General features: G+C 39.4%; 27 protein-coding genes. 14 read left to right on the forward strand and 13 right to left on the reverse strand.

Annotated elements, in window-relative coordinates; genetic code table 11:
• Positions 1 to 10 precede the first annotated feature (10 nt).
• Together AC2YJL_RS06610 and AC2YJL_RS06615 are read right to left on the reverse strand one after the other, a co-directional pair.
• Positions 11 to 166 carry a hypothetical protein gene (locus tag AC2YJL_RS06610; RefSeq protein WP_165592309.1) on the reverse strand — a complete coding sequence of 52 codons (156 nt, stop codon included), beginning with the start codon at positions 164 to 166 and terminating at the stop codon, positions 11 to 13.
• Positions 167 to 246: 80 nt separating this feature from the next.
• Positions 247 to 585 (reverse strand): YflT domain-containing protein, encoded by a 339-nt coding sequence (locus AC2YJL_RS06615; protein ID WP_195696314.1) that lies wholly within the window; start codon positions 583 to 585, stop codon positions 247 to 249.
• A gap of 222 nt (positions 586 to 807) precedes the next feature.
• Between AC2YJL_RS06615 and AC2YJL_RS06620 the strand changes: the two genes are divergently transcribed.
• The gene (locus tag AC2YJL_RS06620; RefSeq protein WP_176343685.1) at positions 808 to 1677 is read left to right on the forward strand and encodes an SDR family oxidoreductase; all 870 of its coding nucleotides are present in this window, start codon (positions 808 to 810) and stop codon (positions 1675 to 1677) included.
• A gap of 31 nt (positions 1678 to 1708) precedes the next feature.
• The gene (locus AC2YJL_RS06625) at positions 1709 to 1933 is read left to right on the forward strand and encodes a hypothetical protein (protein ID WP_028409498.1); all 225 of its coding nucleotides are present in this window, start codon (positions 1709 to 1711) and stop codon (positions 1931 to 1933) included.
• A gap of 41 nt (positions 1934 to 1974) precedes the next feature.
• Here AC2YJL_RS06625 and AC2YJL_RS06630 read toward each other — a convergent pair whose 3' ends face one another.
• On the reverse strand, positions 1975 to 2832 hold the full coding sequence (locus AC2YJL_RS06630) for an STAS domain-containing protein (protein WP_230933202.1): 858 nt from the start codon (positions 2830 to 2832) through the stop codon (positions 1975 to 1977).
• A 165-nt stretch (positions 2833 to 2997) separates the two neighbouring features.
• On the opposite strand from AC2YJL_RS06630, the gene AC2YJL_RS06635 reads away from it, so the two are divergent.
• Positions 2998 to 3939, forward strand: a complete 942-nt coding sequence (locus tag AC2YJL_RS06635) for a magnesium transporter CorA family protein (protein ID WP_407818741.1) — start codon at positions 2998 to 3000, stop codon at positions 3937 to 3939.
• A 79-nt stretch (positions 3940 to 4018) separates the two neighbouring features.
• Here the strand turns inward: AC2YJL_RS06635 and AC2YJL_RS06640 are convergent, their stop codons facing one another.
• The 4 genes from AC2YJL_RS06640 to AC2YJL_RS06655 form a co-directional block, all read right to left on the reverse strand.
• Complete coding sequence (locus tag AC2YJL_RS06640) at positions 4019 to 4156, reverse strand: hypothetical protein (protein WP_230933200.1); 138 nt, start codon at positions 4154 to 4156, stop codon at positions 4019 to 4021.
• A gap of 133 nt (positions 4157 to 4289) precedes the next feature.
• Complete coding sequence (locus tag AC2YJL_RS06645; protein WP_155660409.1) at positions 4290 to 4592, reverse strand: hypothetical protein; 303 nt, start codon at positions 4590 to 4592, stop codon at positions 4290 to 4292.
• Positions 4593 to 4609: 17 nt separating this feature from the next.
• On the reverse strand, positions 4610 to 4912 hold the full coding sequence (locus AC2YJL_RS06650) for a hypothetical protein (protein ID WP_028409496.1): 303 nt from the start codon (positions 4910 to 4912) through the stop codon (positions 4610 to 4612).
• A 133-nt stretch (positions 4913 to 5045) separates the two neighbouring features.
• Entirely contained in the window at positions 5046 to 6257 is a 1212-nt protein-coding gene (locus AC2YJL_RS06655; protein WP_230933199.1) for an AGE family epimerase/isomerase, read from the reverse strand.
• A 345-nt stretch (positions 6258 to 6602) separates the two neighbouring features.
• Here AC2YJL_RS06655 and AC2YJL_RS06660 point away from each other — a divergent pair, with 345 nt between their 5' ends.
• The 3 genes from AC2YJL_RS06660 (at position 6603) to AC2YJL_RS06670 (ending at position 11560) form a co-directional block, all read left to right on the forward strand.
• Positions 6603 to 7931, forward strand: coding sequence for an SH3 domain-containing protein (locus AC2YJL_RS06660; protein ID WP_251568566.1), 1329 nt, complete (start codon positions 6603 to 6605; stop codon positions 7929 to 7931).
• A gap of 456 nt (positions 7932 to 8387) precedes the next feature.
• Positions 8388 to 10031 carry a sensor domain-containing diguanylate cyclase gene (locus AC2YJL_RS06665; RefSeq protein ID WP_230933197.1) on the forward strand — a complete coding sequence of 548 codons (1644 nt, stop codon included), beginning with the start codon at positions 8388 to 8390 and terminating at the stop codon, positions 10029 to 10031.
• A gap of 17 nt (positions 10032 to 10048) precedes the next feature.
• Complete coding sequence (locus tag AC2YJL_RS06670; RefSeq protein WP_230933196.1) at positions 10049 to 11560, forward strand: methyl-accepting chemotaxis protein; 1512 nt, start codon at positions 10049 to 10051, stop codon at positions 11558 to 11560.
• Between the two features lie 200 nt (positions 11561 to 11760).
• On the opposite strand, the gene AC2YJL_RS06675 is transcribed toward AC2YJL_RS06670, so the two are convergent.
• Together AC2YJL_RS06675 and AC2YJL_RS06680 are read right to left on the reverse strand one after the other, a co-directional pair.
• Positions 11761 to 12246, reverse strand: coding sequence for a hypothetical protein (locus AC2YJL_RS06675; protein WP_308201969.1), 486 nt, complete (start codon positions 12244 to 12246; stop codon positions 11761 to 11763).
• A 472-nt stretch (positions 12247 to 12718) separates the two neighbouring features.
• Positions 12719 to 12931: a cold-shock protein gene (locus AC2YJL_RS06680; protein WP_195696323.1), complete on the reverse strand. Its 213-nt coding sequence runs from the start codon at positions 12929 to 12931 to the stop codon at positions 12719 to 12721.
• Positions 12932 to 13162: 231 nt separating this feature from the next.
• Here AC2YJL_RS06680 and AC2YJL_RS06685 point away from each other — a divergent pair, with 231 nt between their 5' ends.
• The 5 genes from AC2YJL_RS06685 (at position 13163) to AC2YJL_RS06705 (ending at position 16902) form a co-directional block, all read left to right on the forward strand.
• Positions 13163 to 14035, forward strand: a complete 873-nt coding sequence (locus AC2YJL_RS06685) for an STAS domain-containing protein (RefSeq protein ID WP_369361244.1) — start codon at positions 13163 to 13165, stop codon at positions 14033 to 14035.
• Between the two features lie 172 nt (positions 14036 to 14207).
• Positions 14208 to 14342, forward strand: coding sequence for a hypothetical protein (locus AC2YJL_RS06690; protein WP_276511023.1), 135 nt, complete (start codon positions 14208 to 14210; stop codon positions 14340 to 14342).
• A gap of 338 nt (positions 14343 to 14680) precedes the next feature.
• A complete protein-coding gene (locus AC2YJL_RS06695) occupies positions 14681 to 15838 on the forward strand; it encodes a ParM/StbA family protein (RefSeq protein WP_098432418.1) in 1158 nt (385 codons plus the stop codon).
• A 15-nt stretch (positions 15839 to 15853) separates the two neighbouring features.
• The gene (locus AC2YJL_RS06700; protein WP_230933194.1) at positions 15854 to 16561 is read left to right on the forward strand and encodes a hypothetical protein; all 708 of its coding nucleotides are present in this window, start codon (positions 15854 to 15856) and stop codon (positions 16559 to 16561) included.
• A gap of 185 nt (positions 16562 to 16746) precedes the next feature.
• Positions 16747 to 16902: a hypothetical protein gene (locus AC2YJL_RS06705; protein WP_369361241.1), complete on the forward strand. Its 156-nt coding sequence runs from the start codon at positions 16747 to 16749 to the stop codon at positions 16900 to 16902.
• A 1-nt stretch (position 16903) separates the two neighbouring features.
• Here AC2YJL_RS06705 and AC2YJL_RS06710 read toward each other — a convergent pair whose 3' ends face one another.
• Positions 16904 to 17215, reverse strand: coding sequence for a hypothetical protein (locus tag AC2YJL_RS06710; protein WP_050690413.1), 312 nt, complete (start codon positions 17213 to 17215; stop codon positions 16904 to 16906).
• A gap of 223 nt (positions 17216 to 17438) precedes the next feature.
• Complete coding sequence (locus AC2YJL_RS06715; protein ID WP_195696328.1) at positions 17439 to 17966, reverse strand: cupin domain-containing protein; 528 nt, start codon at positions 17964 to 17966, stop codon at positions 17439 to 17441.
• A gap of 276 nt (positions 17967 to 18242) precedes the next feature.
• Here AC2YJL_RS06715 and AC2YJL_RS06720 point away from each other — a divergent pair, with 276 nt between their 5' ends.
• The 3 genes from AC2YJL_RS06720 to AC2YJL_RS06730 all read left to right on the forward strand — a co-directional run bounded on the left by AC2YJL_RS06720 (position 18243) and on the right by AC2YJL_RS06730 (position 19490).
• Positions 18243 to 18431 carry a hypothetical protein gene (locus AC2YJL_RS06720; RefSeq protein ID WP_195696329.1) on the forward strand — a complete coding sequence of 63 codons (189 nt, stop codon included), beginning with the start codon at positions 18243 to 18245 and terminating at the stop codon, positions 18429 to 18431.
• A 243-nt stretch (positions 18432 to 18674) separates the two neighbouring features.
• Positions 18675 to 18851: an aspartyl-phosphate phosphatase Spo0E family protein gene (locus tag AC2YJL_RS06725; RefSeq protein WP_230683488.1), complete on the forward strand. Its 177-nt coding sequence runs from the start codon at positions 18675 to 18677 to the stop codon at positions 18849 to 18851.
• 249 nt (positions 18852 to 19100) lie between these two features.
• Complete coding sequence (locus AC2YJL_RS06730) at positions 19101 to 19490, forward strand: MerR family transcriptional regulator (protein WP_025750854.1); 390 nt, start codon at positions 19101 to 19103, stop codon at positions 19488 to 19490.
• Positions 19491 to 19570: 80 nt separating this feature from the next.
• Here the strand turns inward: AC2YJL_RS06730 and AC2YJL_RS06735 are convergent, their stop codons facing one another.
• Together AC2YJL_RS06735 and AC2YJL_RS06740 are read right to left on the reverse strand one after the other, a co-directional pair.
• Entirely contained in the window at positions 19571 to 20626 is a 1056-nt protein-coding gene (locus AC2YJL_RS06735) for an NAD(P)-dependent alcohol dehydrogenase (protein ID WP_251568567.1), read from the reverse strand.
• A 161-nt stretch (positions 20627 to 20787) separates the two neighbouring features.
• Positions 20788 to 21042, reverse strand: a complete 255-nt coding sequence (locus AC2YJL_RS06740; RefSeq protein ID WP_251568568.1) for an HPr family phosphocarrier protein — start codon at positions 21040 to 21042, stop codon at positions 20788 to 20790.
• Positions 21043 to 21221 lie beyond the last annotated feature (179 nt).

The following is a 21221-nucleotide window of genomic DNA, read 5'->3' on the forward strand; positions in this document are numbered from 1 at the left end:
GAGCTTGGCTTCACGCTTTTTCATTATGATCACGTGACTGCTGTCGATTTTTTCTTTTTCTAGAAAAGAAATAAATAAAAAATCCTGCTAATACAAGAAGTGTAATAAGCAAAATACTTGTAGGAAAGTAAAGAGAGCCTATATGAATACCTAAATAATTTAACATTGTCATAACTTCCTTTCTTGATGGAAATGGTTTATTTTACTAAATACCCTTATAAGCTGATAAAAAACGTTTCCGCTATTTTAGTAGGGAATGGATTGACTCTGTGCGCCAATAACCACGATATGACCTTGTTTCATCTCTTCTATATACCGGTTTGCCTCGCGGTTAGATAAGCCGAGCGAAGCCATCTTTGAAAGAAGCTCATCTTCTCTTGAAAGAAGTTTATTTACCGCCGTTTCAAACATACCTTGCTCTGCCATTCTGTACTTTTTTGTATGTGTTGCCTCCGTTAAATGCTGAGCCCATTCTTTATCATAGGCCAGCAGATAAATATCTTTGCTTGTAAATCCTTTCTTTAAAAAAGAACGGATGACGCAGACTGCCTCCTCTTGGTTTTCTGCTACTTGAATGTGTTTCATACACGAACTAAACCTCCTGATAAAAGATATTTCTGAAATGCATCTTCTACTCATTTTGTAGCCTTTGTTTCCAACTTTAAACTTGTTTTCTATGAATTTTCTAAGATAGTAAAAGAGAATAGAAACATCATAAATTTTTAAAAAAAGATGTTTGAACTTCAAAACAGAAGGCTAAACCTAGACTATACTAAAAAGTTCCATCAAAAATAGGAGGAGATTAAAATGAATTTACAAGATCAACAAACACAAGGCCAGCCCGAGCAAACGCAAGACCGCCAGCCAGGTATCGAAAGTGAGATGAATCCTCTCCCTATTTACGAGGATGACAATTACATTGGTACAGGAAAATTAAAAGGAAAAGTAGCGCTGGTTACCGGGGGAGACAGCGGAATTGGACGAGCTGTATCCATTGCTTATGCGAAAGAAGGAGCGGACGTAGCCATCGTTTACTTAAACGAACATAGCGACGCTGAGGAAACAAAAGCCCGCATTGAAGAAGAAGGTGTAAGATGCCTGCTGATTGCAGGAGACGTAGGAGACGAATCATTCTGTAACGAAGCGGTAGAAAAAACAGTAAGTGAGCTTGGAAAGCTTGATATCCTTGTGAACAATGCAGGAGAGCAGCATCCAAAAGAAAGCATTAAAGAAATTACGAGTGAACAGCTTGAACGAACGTTCAAAACGAACTTTTATTCATACTTTTATTTTACGAAAAAAGCGCTTGATTATTTAGGGAAAGGCAGTGCGATTATTAATACAACGTCAATTAATCCTTACCGCGGAAATCCTCAGCTGATTGATTATACGGCGACAAAAGGTGCAATCAACGGCTTTACGCGCAGTATGGCGCAAGCGCTTGTCAAAGATGGCATTCGCGTTAACGCCGTAGCGCCGGGCCCGATCTGGACACCGCTTATCCCGTCTACTTTCTCAGGTGATAAAGTAGGAGAATTCGGTACAGATACGCCGATGGGCAGACCTGGGCATCCTGTGGAGCACGTAGGCTGCTATGTGCTGCTAGCTTCAAATGATTCATCTTATATGACGGGGCAAACGCTTCATGTCAACGGCGGAGATTTCATGAACACATAATTGCTTCACCTATATAAAGGAGGAGAAAAAGATGGGCGAACGCCAGAAAAGATCTATTTCAAATACACCAAAAAAAAGAGATGAAACGGAACAGCGTGTAACAGATCAAGACGAAACGTTGTTTGAACGTTTTAAAGAAGAAGAAACGGTCGATCCTATGCCGTTGGAAGACATAAGACTTGAACAAAAAGAAGAGAAAAATAAAACGAAAACGAAAGATGAATCAGGTTCTGAAAACATTCATCATAGAAAATAAAAAACAGCCTTCTCGGGCTGTTTTTTGTTTGTTTTCCTATATTAATGAGTGCTAGAAGCAATTACAATTTTTGAATCATCTTCTAATGCCTGAGCAAGGTTCGATTTAATTCGTATATGCTCAAAATTTAAACCAAGCTGCATCGCAGTAGTGGCTAATTCAGGACGAATGCCCGATAAAATCGATTTAACGCCGATTAAATCAAGCGCATTTATCAGCTGAAACAGCTCGTGCGCGACCATTGTATCGATCATCACAACTCCTGACAAATCAATATACAAATGAGCGATTTGTTTTTCTGCACACTGTTTTAACGTGCTTTCTAGGATCATTCTGGCTCTTGCCGTATCAATATCGCCGACTAACGGTAAAAGAGCAACGTCTTTTTTAATCACAATAACAGGTGAACTTAATTCATGAATCATTTCCTGCTGAGAGCGGAGGCGGTTTGATGCATATTCCTGCGCTTCGGTGATGAATTTCAAAATAATAATATCAAATACCCGTACTACTTTTTCATTCCACATATCGATATGCTGCTGAGTGATGTCATCATGAAGTTCTGCAAATCGGCGAATATACTCACAGTATTGTTTGCGGACGTTCATAAATTCTTTAATAATACTTTGAATGGGGGTTCTGAGATGCTGTTGGTCTTTGGCAACTTTATTTAGCCACGTGTTAAAAGATTCAAAAAAGCTTTTTTCATCTTCTATAAAGACGTTGCTAATATATAAATGAAATTCATAGTTTTGCGCTTTTAAGCGTTGAATGACGTCAGGGTCATTAGAGGTATATACGCCTTCAGAAGATTTTTTGTCCAAAGATTCATACCATTCTTCCGTCATAGTTGGTGCACTTTCTAGCAGATAAGAACGTAAAGCGATATCTTTCTTCACTGTTATTCTCCTCTCAAACTGATAAAGCATGCGCAGGTGCGCAACGTATTTATTATAGCACCTTTTTAATAAAGATGGATATGAAATGTATGTTTATTTTGCATGTTAGGTTTTAAATGATTGTATATAGGGAAAAATTCTAATAAAAGGGGAAAGAGGGAAAGTATGAATACCGTGACGAGCGATCAGTGGAAATGGTATCAGTTTGATTTAGAAGAAGCAGACGGAATAGCTGATATAATCAAAGACTATCAGTATCCAAGAGATGAATGGTTTTGTCAGCAGCTTCAAAAGAAAAATTCTAATCATATTCAAGTAGATGTAATAGGAGAAAGTGAGCTCATTTATGGTTCACTGATTTATCATAAGGAGTCGTTTGATCAAAAAAATTACGATTCGTTTCATTTTTATATTACCGAGGAGTTTATTATAACGGCAGGAATCGATTTAAAAATCCTAGAGAACACCAATCATGAACGAATGATTGAACGCATGAAGCAGTCTGCTAACACGGCGGAAAGTTTTTTTATTCTTTTAGGCGAAATTATGAAAAAACACTTAAATGGGTTTGATCAGTTTGAAAGTCATTTCAGAGAGCTTCTGTGGGAAGTGCGCCATAATAATAACATCGACGTATTAGATGAAATTCACAAAGCGCGGTATGACCTGCTTATATGGACAAATTTAATCAGTTCTGTTCGAGAAGTCACCATGGGAATAGAAGAAGCGTTTCATAAAAAAATTAACCAAACAATTGAATATCAGCGAATGTGTAAAAAAATTGAAATTGGCTTAACGCTGATTGAACAATATCAAAAAGAATTTGACGCGTTAATTAAATTAGAAGAAGTTGTGTCTACTCATCGAGGAAATGAGATTATGAAAGCTTTAACGCTGCTCACAGCAATCAGTACGCCTTTAACGGCTTTTGGAGCTCTTTGGGGAATGAACTTTAAAGGGATGCCGGAGCTTGATTTGAAGTTTGGCTATATCTATGCACTCATTTTAATTGTCCTTTCGACCGTGGCCATTTATCTCTATTTACGAATGAAAGGGTGGACGGGCGATCTGTTAAAAGGAAGAAAAAAGAATTCATTTTTTAAATAAGGTTTAATAAAAGAGGTTGAGACATAACTAAATGAATCCAACTTAAAGACGAACAAATGAGATACATGAGCTGGACTGCTTATGACACCGCAGTTGATCTCCGTGCAAGGCTTCGCTTTCCGCGGGCGGCCGCTGAGCCTCCTCGTCGCTTGCGCTCCTGCGGGGTCTCATCTGTTCCGCTTTTCCCGCAGGAATCTTCGCCTTGCCCTCCAATCAACTGCTAGAAGGAACAAATCAGATCAAACTATATTCACCATCACAAAAAAACGAACCACTCATCAAACATGTTGATTAATGGTTCGTTTTTCACTTGGGCTAAAATATTTTTGTCCCAGCCTCTTTGTTGTTTTTTATCCTCGCCTCCACGTCGTGGGCTCACCTGAACGAAGGCATCTTGGAAATAAATCGTTTTCTTTTAGCTTTACTTGATTGCCGTTTTCGTCGGTATAGCGACCGGTTTGCGGAACCAATTCTCCGGTTGAAAAGGCGTCATCTACAGGCTTCCACGTTGTTGATTCACGTGTGTGCGGGCAAGGTGTAAAAAGATCATCTTTTTGAAAGAGTTTAATTTCACCTTCTGCACAAACGTAAGCGCCCGATTCTGGTACAGCTTCACTCGTTCGATAGATGTTCTGTACGGTCTTCACACGCATCCAACCTTTCTTTTTGATTAGTTGTATTTTAGTGTTCCGGTCGTGGCGTCCATGTACGTACGGTCTTCTATAATATCTGAGTCGTCTAGCTTTCTAAAAGGAGCGCAGTAGCATACAACACCCGTCTCGATTTCAATTTCTTGAAATCCGTACGCACGGCAAAGGTATTCACCGACAGCGCTTGGAGATGGATGCGTATCCAACTCATCTAATGCTTCATTAAACATTTCTAAAAATTCTTTTTTCGAAAATTGCTTCTCATGGTGCAGTGTTACTGGATCTCCAGAATCTGTTCCTTGTGCTAACGCGTAAAAATACATCGTCCTCACTCCTTGCATATATATAGTCTAGCTTTTTCTGAAATGTAGAAACATTGATTGTTAGTAAGTAAATTCCCTTAAATAAAAGAAATAAACGCATTTGGAAGAAAACGGTTTCTTCATGATCATTATCTCAAAGAGAATTCAGTGCGATTAGCGTTTGATAGCAAGCTGCCACAGGGTGATAATCGGCTTTAGGAGCCGGGCTTTTTTTCGAACTGTAGCGTTCGTTTTGCTGATTTAACAGCTGATACCAGCCTCCATATGTGTGATCGATAAAGTGTTTCTGACAGTAGTAGAACAGGGCGTCGTATGCTTTCCAATATCCGCTGTCTCCGGTTTTGACCCCGAGCAGTGAAGCCGCAGAAATGGCTTCGGCCATCACCCAGTAGTTTTTATCCCGGTCAATGACTTCTTCTTGAGGAGATAGCGCAAAGTAAAGACCTCCGTACTTAGCATCCCAGCCTCGGTTCCAGCCCTTATCAAACAAATCTTTTGCACGTTCTGTCATCCAGTTTTCCGAACGGTGCCGATCAAGCCATAAAAGCAGCTTGCTCCATTCAAACTGATGTCCTGGTATAAAGCCGTACGGACGAAATTCATCTTTTGTATTGTTTTTATTGTAGTCCCAATCCGGCTGCCAGTCTGTATCATAGTGCTCCCAAACCATGCCGCCGGATCGTTCAGCAAGCTGCTGCGTAACGCCTTTTGCAAGCGTGTACGCTCGGTCTAAGTATTTTTTATCTCTGGTTGCTTCAAAGGCAGAAAGCATCGCTTCACACATATGCATATTTGCATTTTGGCCGCGATATAAAGAAGAAGCCGACCACGATGCGTCCCATTCGTCTCGGTAAAAGCCGTGCGCGTCTTCCCAAAAGTACTTTTCCATCACGTCATATACCTCTTCAATTGTTTCTTTTGCTTCTGAAATGCCGGCTTGATATGCGACGGAAGAAGCTAAAAGAGCAAAAGCGTGGCCATATGCTTGTTTAGAATCATCTTTTACTTCTCCGTCATCGGCTATTTCAAAAAAATATCCGCCGTGCTCTCTATCATAATGGTTGTTTTGTAGAAAACGAATGCCGTGCTGAGCTGCTTCTTTGCACCAATCCGGTCCGTCTAAAAGAGCCCCTACACTAAAGATATAAATAAAGCGCGCCGTACTTACCAAGTGCTTTGAATGCGTGTTGTTGACGGTACCGTCGTCGTAGTATTCATGGATATACCCGCCGTTTTTGTTGTCAATACAAGCGGGATAGTAGAAATGAAGCGTATCAAAAATATGCTGTTTTAATGTGTGAGGTTCTCGAAACGCAGTTGAGGAAAAATCCGTTGCCGTGTTCATTTTATCACCATCTCAATCTTTGTTTTTAGTTGTTTTTTACCCTAAGCAGTTGGGAGTAAACGTAAGGGTTTTTTTGCTGTTTCTGCTCTATTATTCTATTTTTGTTGAAAATGTATCAGTTTGGAAACAAGTTTGAAATATTTTGATATACTTTTGACACGATTATCCGGTATTCTAAAAGTACGTGCTAGCTGGAACGAAGTAATGATAAGCCTCTAGACGTCGAATAATTTTACTTAATGTTGTTTAGTTAAGGTTGAGCTTAAACATCGGATCCTGTTTTCACTTAACCTATTAAACTAGCAGCATATATTTCTATTATATTTTGCAAATGAGGTATAAAAAATGACAGAAGTGAACAAACAAAAATTTTACAAAAAATTAGCGGTAACAGGTCTTGCTTTTACACTTGTAGGGGCAGGAACTCTAGGTCTTCATTCTTTCCATTTTACGGGTGAGCCAACTGTCGCAAGCGCAGCGTCGGAAACATATACAACAACGGCGAATTTAAATATTCGAAGCGGTCCATCGACGTCAAACGCGATTATTGCAACGGTCAAACAAGGCACCCAGCTAACGGTAGTTGGACAAGCAGCAAGCGGCTGGCTGAAAGTAAGCTATCAAGGCAAAACAGGCTACGTAAGCAGTGAGTATGTTAAAAAATCAGCGAGTTCAACAACCAAAACCTATGTAACAACAGCAAATTTAAATATTCGAAGCGGCCCATCGACGTCCAACGCGATTGTTGTAACGGTCAAACAAGGCACCCAGCTAACGTCGACAGCCCAAGCAGCGAACGGCTGGCTAAAAGTAAGCTATCAAGGCAAAACGGGTTACGTGAGCACGCAGTACGTAAAAGAATCAACGGGTTCTTCTGAACCGGCTCCAGCTCCAGAGGCTTCTGTCTATGTGGCAACGGCGAATTTAAATGTTCGAACAACTGCTTCAACTTCTGGTGCTGTCATCGCAACACTTAAAGCCGGTACACAGATAGACGTAACGGCTAAAGCAGCAAACGGCTGGCTGAAAATTACGTATCAAGGTAAAGTTGGCTATGTAAGCGGTCAATACGTACGAGCATTAGCTGGCATGAAAGTGGTCTCGAACCCTGAAAGCATCCAAGTTGTTGTGAATAAACAAAACAAGCTTCCGGAAAACTACGTTCCGAAAGATTTAGTATATACAACGATTCCATTTACATTCAAAGAACAAACGGAAAAGAAAAAAATGCGAAGTGAAGCAGCCGCTGCTATTGCACAGTTGTTTGCGGGTGCGAAAAAACAAGGCGTTACGCTTCTTGGCGTATCGGCTTACCGTTCACATGCAACGCAAAGCGCGCTTTTTAGCTCGTATGTTCAAAGAGACGGTTACGATAAAGCGGCAACTTACAGCGCATTGCCAGGCACGAGTGAACATGAAACGGGTCTTGGAATTGATGTAACAAAAGGAGACGGCACATGTGCTGCTCAAGACTGCTTTGGCGGAACAAAAGAAGCAGCTTGGCTCGATGCCCACGCAGCAGAATATGGATTTATTATTCGTTATCCAAAAGGGAAAGATGCGGTAACCGGCTATAAATATGAGCCGTGGCATTTGCGCTATGTAGGCAAACCAGTGGCGCAGGCGATTAAGAGTAAAGGAATTACGCTTGAAGAATATTACGGAATTAAGTGATTTTTAAAAAAGAGGCTAGAACAACAGTAGCTTAGTTGAAGGAAGATCCGAACGTGTTTGATTCTCTATCAAGAGTCAAACGCGTTCGGATTTTTTATTGTTTTGATGAAGGTAGGTTTCATGTATGCAGCGACTTCTAAGTGCTGAATGGAGGGCAAGGCTCCTCGGCCGCCCACAGAAAAATTAACAGCGTTGGAACAAGTGATTTATACTAGCTGCTTTATTCCATTCGTTCGTTTTTAGATTGGATGGATTTAGCCATGCCTCAATCTCTTTTATTTTTGTTCATCATGTTTACCCTTCTTGTGAAGGAGGGTAGGTAATGATACAAAAGAACTACTGTTTGTACATTTAAAGTTGTGTTTGTGTGTGAAAAGATCTAGTGTATATTTCATACAGAAGTGTAAAGTACAGGGGGCGTTCATCTGTGAAAAAACGAAGGAGATGCATCCTACCATGTTGAAAGATCATATGTTTGAATTTTATTTTGATCAAATGAATGAGCTGGTTTTTTTAGCGGAAGTAAAGAACCAACATCTTTATTATAAAAAAATGAATAAAGCGGCTGCTAAGCTTGTACGGTGCCAAGGAGAAGCGGGCATGCGGCTAGAAAGCGTACTCTCTGAGCGGGCGTATCGCTCCTTTTACCCTTACTATATGAAAGCGATGGAAACAAAAAAGCCAGTTACCTACCATGACATAAATACCTTCTCAGATGAAGCTGAAGCGTTTGAAACAACGCTTACCCCAATTTTTGATGATGCCGACAATAGTACGCACCTATTAGTGATGAGTAAAAATATCCAGAAGTTAAAAAAAGAATTAGCCCAAAGCATGGAGCAGTATAAGTCGCTTTTTATGAACCATGAAAACGCCATATGTATGATGGATTTAAGCGGTAAAATCGTTCAAGCAAATCCTGCCTGTGAGCAAATGTTCGGCTACGATGCGCAGGAGATCATCAACAGTTCTTATAGGCAGCTTCTAGAAGAATTGAAGATCGATGCCCGTGCTTTGCCTTTTCATCACATCATATACGACCAAAGCTACAGCAAAGAAATCCAAGCGTGGCACAAAGAAAAAGGAAAGATTTATTTATATGTTACAAACGTGCCCATCATAGTGGAAAATGAATGGATTGGTATTTACTTGATTGCTCAGGACGTGACAAAGGAAAAGACAGCTGAAATAAAGTTGGAAAACACGGTGAAAGATTTAGCAAACATGAAGTATGCCCTTGATGAGTCCGCTATCGTAAGCATCCTTGATCCATATGGAACGATTAGGTATGTTAATGATATGTTCTGTACGATATTTGGCTATGAAAAAGAAGAGCTAATTGGACAATCATATGAGTTATTCGATGTAAGCTATGACCTTCGGGTTCTTGAAAGTATTGGACAAGGAAAGGTTTGGAGAGGGCAAGTCAAAAGCATAACAAAAGAAGGCGTCATCGTCTGGAGCCATAAGACCATTGTTCCGCTGACAGATATTCATCACCGAATCTCAAGCTACGTGCTGATTCAAACCGATATTACTGCGCAAAAAAACCTAGAAAATCAGCTGAAGTTTAAGGCATTTCATGACAGTTTGACGGGGGTGCCGAATCGAATGATGCTGCAAAAACAAGTGCAGGCTGCGATCGAGCAAAAAGAAAGGTTTGGTCTGCTGTTTTTAGACTGTGATAATTTTAAAGAAGTGAACGATCAATTTGGTCATGATATTGGCGATGCATTTTTAATTCAGTACGCGCATCGTTTAACGTCTTGCATTCGCGCATGTGACGAAGTATATCGCCTTGGAGGCGATGAATTTGTTATCTTGCTTCGGCAGATTGAAAGGCGCGAGGAAATACAGCAAATTATGGAACGAATTCACCGAGAGCTTCAAAAAGAATGGAGTATTGAATCCTGCATCTTTGCAGCTACATCGACCATTGGAGCCGCTTATTATCCAGAAAACGGAGAATCGTTTCAAGAGCTGTTAAAACAGGCGGATCAAGCGCTGTACGAAGGAAAACGACAGGGGAAAAATAACGTGAATTTCTATAAAAAAAACCAATCTGCAGCCGATTCTATAGATAAAGAAAGTATTGTCTAATATAGAAAGGGATAAATATGAATAAACATAAATTAATGGTTGTTTTATCAAGCGGAGCAGTGATACTTTCTCTGCTCATACATATCATTCATCGTATTTGGCCGATGGGCATGTCCGGCATGTCCATGGAACATCATTCAACGCCAGGCGAAGTGTCATTGATCTTTTTGATGCTTCCTATTCTTTTTCTTGGTGTGGTGCTTGTGCTGTACGTTAAAAAACATGACCTAGTACCTGCGTTTGTGACGCTAACGCTGACGTTTTCAAGTATTAGCACGGTTGTAGGCGGAGGAGGGATGGTCGAGTATCATTTTTCAATTTTTATGGTGATAGCTATACTTTCCTACTATGAAAATGTAAAGCTGCTATTGTTAATGACGGGTATTTTTGTCATCGAGCATCTAGCTGGATTTTTCGTGCCATTTTTTACGCCGGTTATTTTCGGAACGTCTTCTTATTCTTTTTCGATGCTTTGCCTTCACGCTGCTTATCTGCTTTTTACATCAGGGGCAACCGCTTGGCAAATTACTTCAAAGAAAACATACACAGAACAGCTTCAGCGGGAAAATGAACAAAAGAAGCATATCATTTATGACATGATGAAAAAACTGCATGAAACGAATGGGCAGGTAAGACAAACGGTTGCTGACTTAAAGGGGAATTTAGAAGAATCACAAACGGCTAGTCATCATACGTCTGCTTCAATGCAAGAGCTAGCGGCAGGAGCGGACCAGCAGGTAATAATGGCTCAAAAAAGCAGCGAGTTTCTAAAAGAGATGACGCAAGGCGTAACCAAAATAGCCGAGGCCTCAGCGGCAGTCAGCGAAGCTTCTGATCAAACAGCAAATGAAGCCGTGCAGGGAAAAGAAAAAATTCAAGAAGCAATTCAGCAAATTCATAGAATCGATTCTTCTGTTCAGCATGCAGCTAGCGTTATTCATCAGTTAAAAGAACGTTCTGCGGAAATCAACGATATTATGAGTGTGATTTCAGGCATTGCTGCACAAACAAATCTACTGGCGCTAAATGCTGCAATTGAAGCAGCGCGCGCAGGCGAACATGGGAAAGGGTTTGCGGTCGTAGCATCGGAAGTTCGCAAACTTGCCGAACAATCCAATCAGTCAGCCGAACAAGTAGCAAGGCTCATTCAGCATATTCAGCAAGAAACTTCTCAAGCCGTAGCTTTCATTCAATCAGGAACAGCCGATGTAAAAAACGGTATTTTACTAGCCAACGAAGCGGAAAATGTTTTTAATGGAATCGCCGACGCATCTGCGTACGTTCACGAACAAATTCAGCAAACGGCTGCTTCCGCACAGCAAATAGCAGCCGGATCTACGCAGGTGCTCCATGCCGTCAGCGATATGACCGCTTTTGCCAACCAATCGGCTGCAAGCAGCAGCAACATTTCTTCTGCTTCCGTGCGTCAGCTGCAATCGCTGCAGATCATTGACCAGACGGCGGAATTTTTAAGCGGGTTAGTTGAAGAGCTTGGCAGCGTAACGGAAAAGTTAGCGAAGCAAGCGTGAGTGAGGCAGCAGACTACATAGAAGTACATGATTTTATACACTGGATTAATGCTATAAATCTACTAAAAAATTATGTACATACGAACGCTTAACAAGTTTCTGCGGACCTTTAGACCACTAATGTTCATATCAATCCCCTCCTTTAGAAAAATGAAGCGATCTAAAAAGAGGGGATTGATGCTTTTGTCTAAAAGCTAGTGTTAGTTATTTGTTGGAGAAGGAAATCTCGCTGCTTCAAAATGTGAGCCATCTTCGGATGTGACGATTGTACCAGCTATGCTGCTCTGAACAAAAACTTCAACGCGATCTCCAGCTTCTAAATTGTAAATAGTAGACACGGATACCGCATTAACAAACGGTGTGTTCCCGCCAAAGAAATCGTTATCGATAGCGATAGCGGTTGTCCCATTTACACGTATTTCTATACGAGTTCTATAATCTAGCATCTGGTCGTTAGGAGAGAATCCAATTGTAGCAATGATGGAATATACGCCATCTTTTTTGGGGCGGAAAGTAGAAGTAATCGGGTTATATTCATTTGCTAAATCAAATTGTTCAGTTGGGAAAACTGCTTTTACAAACGTATTTGCAGGAACATTTTGAGACATCGTTAAATTGAGCGCTCTAAATGCTGATTCCCGCGTGCTTCCTTTTTTGCCTTTATCTTCTTTATATCTAGAAGCCAAATCATGTGATTCCTCATAGAAATCTCCATCGCCTCCATAAATCCAAACTTGTGATTCTTCAGAGCTGTCTTCTTCACGCCCATAAGCCCAGCCGCGTGCTTCCTCAGAGGCATCTTCTTGTTGCTGCTCTTTTAAATTATCGTGAGCTTTCTTCTTATTCTTATAAGGATAAGATTTTTCCACATAATATTTGTCATCTTTATCATTGTAATTGAAATAATACTTTTTTATAATAATCACCCTTTCTTTGCAGTACTCTATATTATATTCACTCATAGAGGAAATGTTTGGATACTTGTCTGACAACTTTAGAACTGTTTTTAATAGCTAATAGTAACTAACTTTGAATGTAGACTTAGTTGCATCATATAAAAAAACACCTTTTTCGAACAAAAGTCGAAGAGGTGTTTTTTGGTTCGAAAAGTATTTGATTCGACAGTCTACCCATAACCTGTATGTAAATGTCACTCTATCAATCAACAGGGTGTACTTTTATAGCGCTGGGTCCTTTAGCTCCTTCTTGGATTTCAAACTCTACTTTCTGTCCTTCTGCCAGGTTTTTATATTCCTCACGGTCAATCGTATTGGAGTGAACGAACACTTCTTTTGATCCGTCCTCGGGTGTGATAAATCCAGACCCTTTTGATTCGTTGAAAGATTTAACGGTTCCTTTATGTTTGCTCATGGAAAAAGCCTCCTTATAAGTATAGAAATAAATTCATAGTAGTTTTTTACCCAAACGCTGAAATTTCAATCATTTTATGGTAGGTATACCGATTAGAAGAGTAGGGATAAAAGTAAATAGGGAGGGCTTAACAATTTTTTATTTCGGTTATATTTTTATATTGTATGTGATATAACTATTGTTATAAAATGTAATCGTTAATTCTGCTAACTAAAGGAGATAAAGAAAAAAATGAGGGATGAGTTGTTATATATAGGGAAGAAAATTATCGATAATAAACAGGAATTAGCGATACAATTTTCTGATCTGATGGACTCTGAATATAAGCGGAAGCTGGTTTACCACGAAGAAAGCGAAGTTTTAAAATGGAGAGCGGAACTCATTGAGTATTTAGGCGAGTCGTTATTCGAAGAGCACTCGATCGTTTTAAAAAAAATCGTTCAATGGGGTACAGATATAGGAAAAGTGGCTGTGGAAAACGGACTTTCTTTGAGTCAAACGTTAAAATCACTCGCGCTGTTTCGAACAGTGATATGGGGCGTTTTTACAGAAGAACTGCAGCAGAAGCAGTTTGCTCCTATTACGATGCTTGATGTAAGTAAGAAAATTGATCCGATGCTTGATGAGCTTAATCATATATTTGTTGAAATCTATGAAGAACATAATACGGAAACCATAAAACGCGCTTATGCAGCGCTAGAAGAATTATCAGTTCCCATCGTTCCTCTTTCTGAAGGAATTGCTGTGATGCCAATCGTTGGACAAATTGATACGCATCGTTCGCAGCTTATTATGGAAACGGCTTTAGAAAAAAGCGCTCAGCTGCAGCTGAGTTATTTAATATTTGATATTTCAGGTGTTCTTATCGTCGATACGATGGTAGCGGACAATATTTTTCAAATTGTAAAAGCCTTACAGCTTATCGGCACTAAAACGATGATTACCGGAATACGTCCGGAAATCGCGCAAACCGTTGTGGATTTAGGCGTTGATTTTGGAACAATCAAAACAAGAGCGACGTTAGAAAAAGGCCTTGAAGAAATAGGCTTTAGCAAACTGACAGAAAATCCGCAAAGAAAACCAAACAAATGGCCTTTTCAATGAATAAAAAAAGGAAGAGGCTTAGACAAAGTATGTTAGTTGAAGTTAAACCCAAACCCAAACCCAAACCGTTAATCTAATTGATGGTTTGGGTTTACCGTTAATCTAATTGATGGTTTGGGTTTTTTGTTGTTATGGTGAACGTAGGTTTCATGTATGTAACTGCTTCTAGCTGGTGATTGGAGGGCAAGACGAAGACTCCTGCGGGAAAAGCGGAACAGGTGAGACCCCGCAGGAGCATAAGCGACGAGGAGGCTCACCGGCCGCCCGCGGAAAGCGAAGTCCTGCACGGAAATGCCCAGCGGTGTAAAAAGCAGTCCAACTCATTTATCTCATTCGTTCGTCTTTCGATTGGGTTGATTTAATTATGTTTCCATCTCTTAGTTTTCTCGTGTCTCTAAAAAATAAAAGAAAGGCTTATATTAAGAAAAATTTAAGAGGAAGTCACAGCGTCACATGTTATATTCCTTGTAAAAATGGGTACTGGTAAAAAGAAGCATTTCAAGTGCTTTTCAATTACAGTAGCCGTCTAAAATTAATTAATTGTCAATTTCGAATAACATAAATTATTTAAATACTTAGACAAACAAATGAGGAAAATATATACTTATTAGTGTTGTCACGAAAAGATAAAGGGGAGAAACAAGGATGGATATCAAACGTCAAAACGTTGATTTTGGTAACTCAATTTTTCAAACGCTAGTGGATGGTTATTACTATGAAATTCCTACAAACGTAGTAGAAATCACAAAAGATCAGGCAGAGGGTCATTTTCCTTCAAGTGTAAATGAACCGGAATTACTTCTTCAAAATTTACTGATTTCTACAACAATCGAAGGAGTAGAAAAGTATTATTTAGTAGGAGACGCAGCAGAGAAACACGTGCTAGGCAATATCCATATTAATAAGTTACATAATAAAACTGAATCTGATATTCCTTATGTGATGTTTTTAGCTTCAGTTGCTTATTACAACATACTTAAAGGAAAAGACAAAGAAGATAATCATGTGACGATTAATTATTTCTCGACTATGCTTCCGATTTGGCTGCTTAAGAAAACAAATAAATTCAGTGAAATGCAGCAGAAGATGGCCGAACGTTTTCAAGGAGAGCACACGGTTACGGTATTGACTCCTGGATTAGAAAAAACGCTCACTGTGAACATTGAAACGAGCAAATGCCGTATTGAAAGTGAAGTGGCTCGCTGGGCGATCAAAAAAGATTTTGAATTACAAGATAGAGAAGAAGCAAATGCATTCAAACATTTTGAAACGCTAATTGTAGATTTGGGCGGAGGCACGGTTGACCTGGCGCTGCTTCCTGCAGGACTTCAAGCTCCTAAAAGCAGAAACTCATTGAAGTGTCTTACGGATATTTCATATTTGAAGCATATTGAAAAGCTAAGAAATGAAAAGCTGCTTGAGTATTTTGATGATGTTCGTTCATTAGAAGAGTTTATTATTGCCAATATTCATAAAGCAAAAATGGAGCAAAGAGACGGCAATAGCGGGAAAAAAGTAGATCTCACGGAGCCTATTCACGCTTCGCTTAGAGAATACACGCAAATTTTATTAACGAAAGTTGAAAATCTATTTCCATCGCCAAAAGATAAAGTCTATAAATATATTTATATTGGAGGACTGGCTCCTATCCTTCAACAGTTTATTGCAGAGCAGATTGATAACATGTACGGGGAAGAAATCAGAGAAGAAAATCATCTTTTCTTGCCGGAGACTCGCAAATTAAACTTATACGGTCTTGAAATTTTAAGCAGACATGAAACAAACGCAGCGGTTCATGCTTAAAAAGGGGGAGCATATATGAGTCATCAACACACTCGCCTTAAGGAAGCGCTAGATGATTGGTACGGTCAGCTAAGCTCCCAAATGGCTGCACCATTTTACTTACTATCAAATGCGTTTTTGACAGCTGGCAATCTATCAGCAGATATGATGGGAGCAAGGGAAAAGACCGTAAGTAATAGAGATGAACATGCAAATTTAACAATCGAAACTGCTGACATTCCGTCAAAAGTGTCTTCATTTCTGAAAGAAAAACAGCAGGCAAACGAGCTGCAGGACTATATAGTAAGACTCATACAGCAAGACTTGCAAAAAATGAACAAAAAAGATGAAGTCGAGACGCTCGTTCATTCACTTCGAAAAGAGCTGTTGGGCGAAATTGACTTACTAAAAAAAGAAATGAATTCGCGTCTTGCTGCAAATCGTGAGGAGTATGAGTCCTCGCAGGCAAATCAACTTCAGGATTATGTAGCGAAGCTTGTGGAACAAAGCGGGCAGAAAGACGGCCGGGAAGAAGATTTTCAATCGTTAGTTCATTCATTGAGAACGGAGCTGTTAGGCGAAATTCATTTGCTTAAAAAAGAGCTTGGCTCTGCGTCAGCTCCTTCCTATAAGCAGCTGAAACCCGTTAAAAATCAGGGAGAAGAAACATTTAAAGAAGGTCAATTAATTAAAGGTGAAAAAGTGACCGGAACCATTCAAGAAGATATCGATGTAGATTTCTAAATAGAAAGTAGAGGCGTGATATGCCTCTACTTTTATTATTTTTCTATTAAAAATGAGGCCGAGGCAAAAGTATTTTAGGTGCAGGAAGATCCGAACGAGTTTGATTCTTGATTGTGAATCCAACTTGTTCGGTTTTTTATTGGTGTGCTGAATGTAGGTTTCATGTGTTTAAATGCTTCTAGCTGTTGATTGGAGGGCAAGGCGAAGACTCCTCCGGGAAAAGCAGAACAGGTGAGACCCCGCAGGAGCGCAAGCGACGAGGAGGCTCATCGACCGCCCGCGGAAAGCGAAGCCTTGCACGGAAATTAACAGCTATCCAATGTAAAAGCTTTAGCGTATAAATCATAAAGCTCTTTTGTTTCTTTTTAGCTTTTTTCGAAAGTATAAGCACATATCAAATGTAGCGATGGTACAGATACTGCATTTTATCATAAACCAAAATAACGATTCGTTTATGCCAAATCCGCCAATCGAAGCTTTTAGTTCATTTAGCTGCCTGAGAATTAAATTTGTGTCGTTTTCGTAGGCCACAGTAAAAGATTTAATCACAAGCATGGTCATAATGACTGCTTCTACAGATATATATAGAATTTTTCTTGCTAGTTTAAGAGAAGGATCTACGTTTGATTTGGGAATTTTATAAAAAGATTTCATCGCTCGTTTGCCTTTCAGTTATTTTAAGCTGTTTAAAAAGATTATTTTATTGTATAATTCTTTCCTTGGCTATAAAATCCTGTATGTATAGCAAGTTTAAAAAAGCCCGCTAGAAAAGATCATACACCGATTTTCTAGCGGGCTTTTTTAGTCAACATCCGTCTATTTACTTAGGATTGATCCTGAAAAAGCGTTCCAATCCTGCATAACGCTCTGCTTATCTTTAATGTTCTTCAGCCAGGGCGTTTGCTTTTGTCACATGAACAGTGCCAAACGGATGGTTTGGAGGAGCATATATGGAGTAAAGCTTTAGCGGAGTGGTACCCGTATTGGTGAGATCATGCCACGTTCCGGCAGGGATAAATATCGCATCATCATCGTAGACTTTTCGTTTAAAGGTTAGATTGTTTTTACTTTTGCCCATTTGAACAACGCCTTGCCCTTGTTCAATGCGCAGGAATTGATCAACGTTAGGGTGGATTTCTAAGCCGATATCTTCACCGGGCTTAAGACTCATTAGCGTCACTTGTAAATGTGTTCCCGTCCATAAAGCAGTGCGGTACGTATTGTTTTGCTTTGATGCTTCATTAATGTTAATAACAAACGGCCTTGGTCCGTAGTCCTTTAATTTACCATTTCTTTGCTGAAACTGTTCGCTGGTGTGATAGTGATTCGGCACATAATAACTATATGGCTGCCAGCCGTAATACACTGGAGCCTGCCACTGATGATAATAAGGTGTATAGTGCATACTCATTCTCCTTTTCTCGTTTCATTTTTCTTTTCATCCTATGCTTTTGTCAAAACGGTTGATACCATTTGCCTTTTTGTCCGCGGTCTTTATCCACTTATTTTTTGCTGAAATCATGTGATTCATGATTTATCTGAGCTCCTTGCCTGTTTTTTCGGTGGTTAAAAAATACTTTCATCACTTTAATACGATAATTCAGTAAAAAATATATCGTATGAAAACGTTTTATTTGATATAATTTTAGAAGATGAAAATTATTTTAAAGGGTGACGTTCATTGAAAGAAAAAAAACTTCAAGAATTAACTGAACATCTTAATAATTTATTCCACAATTTAATTCATGGATCTATCACAGAAGGTGAATTTAATGAGTTGTCCGAAGAGCTTTACAGAAAGCAAACTAGGCTGCGCTATGAGATAGAGTGTGAGAAAGGTTCGTATTATAGAGAATATTTTAGAGGCTAAGGCTTTGTATGAGACTGTTTTATAAGAAATAAGAAAAGACCTCCATTTAGGAGGCCTTTTTCTTAATTTCGAGCAGGGAGTGGAGTGATATTTTCTATTTCAATAAGTATATTAGTATATTTACTTCATAAAAAATACAACTGTTGAAGGTCTAAAACTCGCTATTCACCCCCAAAAACCTGTATGATAGGTTTAAGATTGCCGCATATGAGATATATGTATAGTAAAAAGGGGTGATGAGCTGTGAAGTGGTATAAAGGAGTTGTCATGCAAGTCTTAATGACAGAAATCGAAACAGCAAGAGAGAACATGGTTATGTTAGGACTTACAGAAGGTCTTACAAGTCGTAATACAGTTCGAATCAGTCAAACCCTTGATTATTTATTAAATGAACTAAGTAAAGTGATGGCCGCAGATTAATCGTAGTTTATATAAAAATGAAAAGAGCTGCTGACTTCACGGCAGCTCTTTATAAGTTGCCTTAACGTTTACTTTAATATTTATAATACTATTTATACAGTTACCTCATACGTAAAGAAAATAGCGGAATCTACTATATATATCGTATAGTAGAAACCTAGAAGATAAGTTGAAAGCACCTGTGAAAAGGGAAGCTTGGATACATAAAGCAAACGCCGTACTAAGAATGGCGATGGAGGGTAGAGTGGAATGGAATATCATATTAAAGAGGCCGCTGCAAAGGTAGGGCTGCCTACGCATACGCTTCGATACTACGAACAGCAAGGACTTTTACCTTTTATAAAAAGAGATGAGAACGGAAATCGTATTTTTAGCGAGTCCGATATCGAGTGGCTAGAATTTATTATTTGCTTACGAAAAACAGATATCGCCCTTTTAGAATTACGTAAAATTGTTGAATTAACACAAGAAGGCGATGATACAATCGGTTTGCGCAAGCAGATATTTGAAAAGCATAGAGAAAAAATGATGGAAAAACAAAGAGAGCTGGACGCAGCTTTTAGAAAAGTGGAAACAAAAATTGACTACTATGATAAATTAGAACAAAAGTATCAGGAAGAGCTTTCATCTAAAGCCTAATTTACGGGTTGTTTTTCTTATTTTATAAAGAAATAAAAAGCGGGCAGCTAATCCAATTAGCTGCCCGCTTTTCTCTAAATTTACAGTGTAGAAATGTCAATAACAAATCGATAGCGAACGTCGCTGCGAAGAACGCGCTCGTACGCTTCGTCTACTTGCTTAGCATCGATGACTTCAATCATAGGAGCAACTCCGTGTTCAGCCGCAAAATCAAGCATTTCTTGTGTTTCACGAATGCCGCCTACAAGTGAACCAGCAATGCTGCGACGTCCCATGATAAGTGAGAATACGCTGTATTGATCTGGGTTAGCCGGTGCGCCAACGTTAACAAGCGTTCCATCTACGCGAAGTAAAGATAAATATTGATCCACGTTCAGGTTAGCTGATACCGTGTTTAAGATAAGGTCAAAGCGACCCGCTAATTCAGTAAATGTCGCTTCATCACTTGTTGCAAAATAATGATCTGCGCCAAAGCTTAGAGCTTCTTCTTTTTTATTGTTAGAACGGCTTAATACCGTCACTTCAGCACCCATTGCATGCGCAAATTGAATCGCTACATGTCCAAGACCGCCCATTCCCACAATCGCCACTTTTTTGCCAGGGCCAGCATTCCAGTGCTTTAACGGAGAAAATGTTGTAATCCCTGCACATAGAAGCGGACTTGCTGCATCCATACTTAAATTATCAGGAATACGAACAACGAATCCTTCTTTTACGACGATTTTTTGGCTATAGCCGCCGTATGTAGGATTTCCGTCATAATCCAACGAATTATACGTTTGAACAACGCCTTTTGTACAATATTGCTCGTCACCGTTCACACAGTACTCGCACTCTCCGCAAGAGTCAACAAAACATCCAACGCCAACGCGATCGCCAACCTTGTATTTTGTTACGTTTTCTCCAACTGCTTCAACTACTCCCGCGATTTCGTGACCAGGAACCATCGGGAACATCCCGCCGCCCCATTCATCAAATGCACTATGAATATCAGAGTGACAGATACCGCTAAACTTAATATCAATTAAAACGTCGTCTGCTCGCAGTTCTCTGCGTTCAATTGTCGTGTTCTCGAATTTTGCCTTTGCATGCGGCGCACTTAGAACACGTGATGTTGTTGTATGTTGATTACACATAAGTAAAAACACAATCCTTTCGTCATTTGATGTATTTAAAAGCTACAACCCTAGCTTAAACGTTAAAGTCGACTTTAAAGCAAGAGTTTTTTGAAAAAAAATTTACTTTCTATGATTTTATGAAAAAAGGAGAGTAAGAGATATGTAGCAGCTTTTTCTCTCTATTTAGTTAAAAGAAATTTTTCAAGGGTGCGAGCGGCGGCGTGTTCATCCAATCCATTTGTCAGCAGTGTTATTTCATCTCCTTTTTTAACAGCTAAAGCCATGACCTTCATGATGCTTTTTCCACTTACACATTTTCCATCTTTCGAAATAAAAATGTCACTTTGAAACGAACAAGCTTCACGTACAAATAGAGCTGTATGTCTAGCTTGAAGTCCTCCAGAAAGCTGCACCGTCATTCTTTTAATCAGCATTGTATTTCCCCTTTTTTGTATTTTAAAAACTATAAAACTAGCTTAAACGTTAAAGTTAACTTTAAGGCAAGAGGTAATTTGGATAAAAAAGTAATTTATGAATGTATTGAGAGCAGCAATCGTTTCTACTAGTCATTTAAATGATGGTAGCTAACTGAAAATGCGGCACACATGTTCAG

Source organism: Priestia sp. SRI_019 (assembly GCF_057586255.1).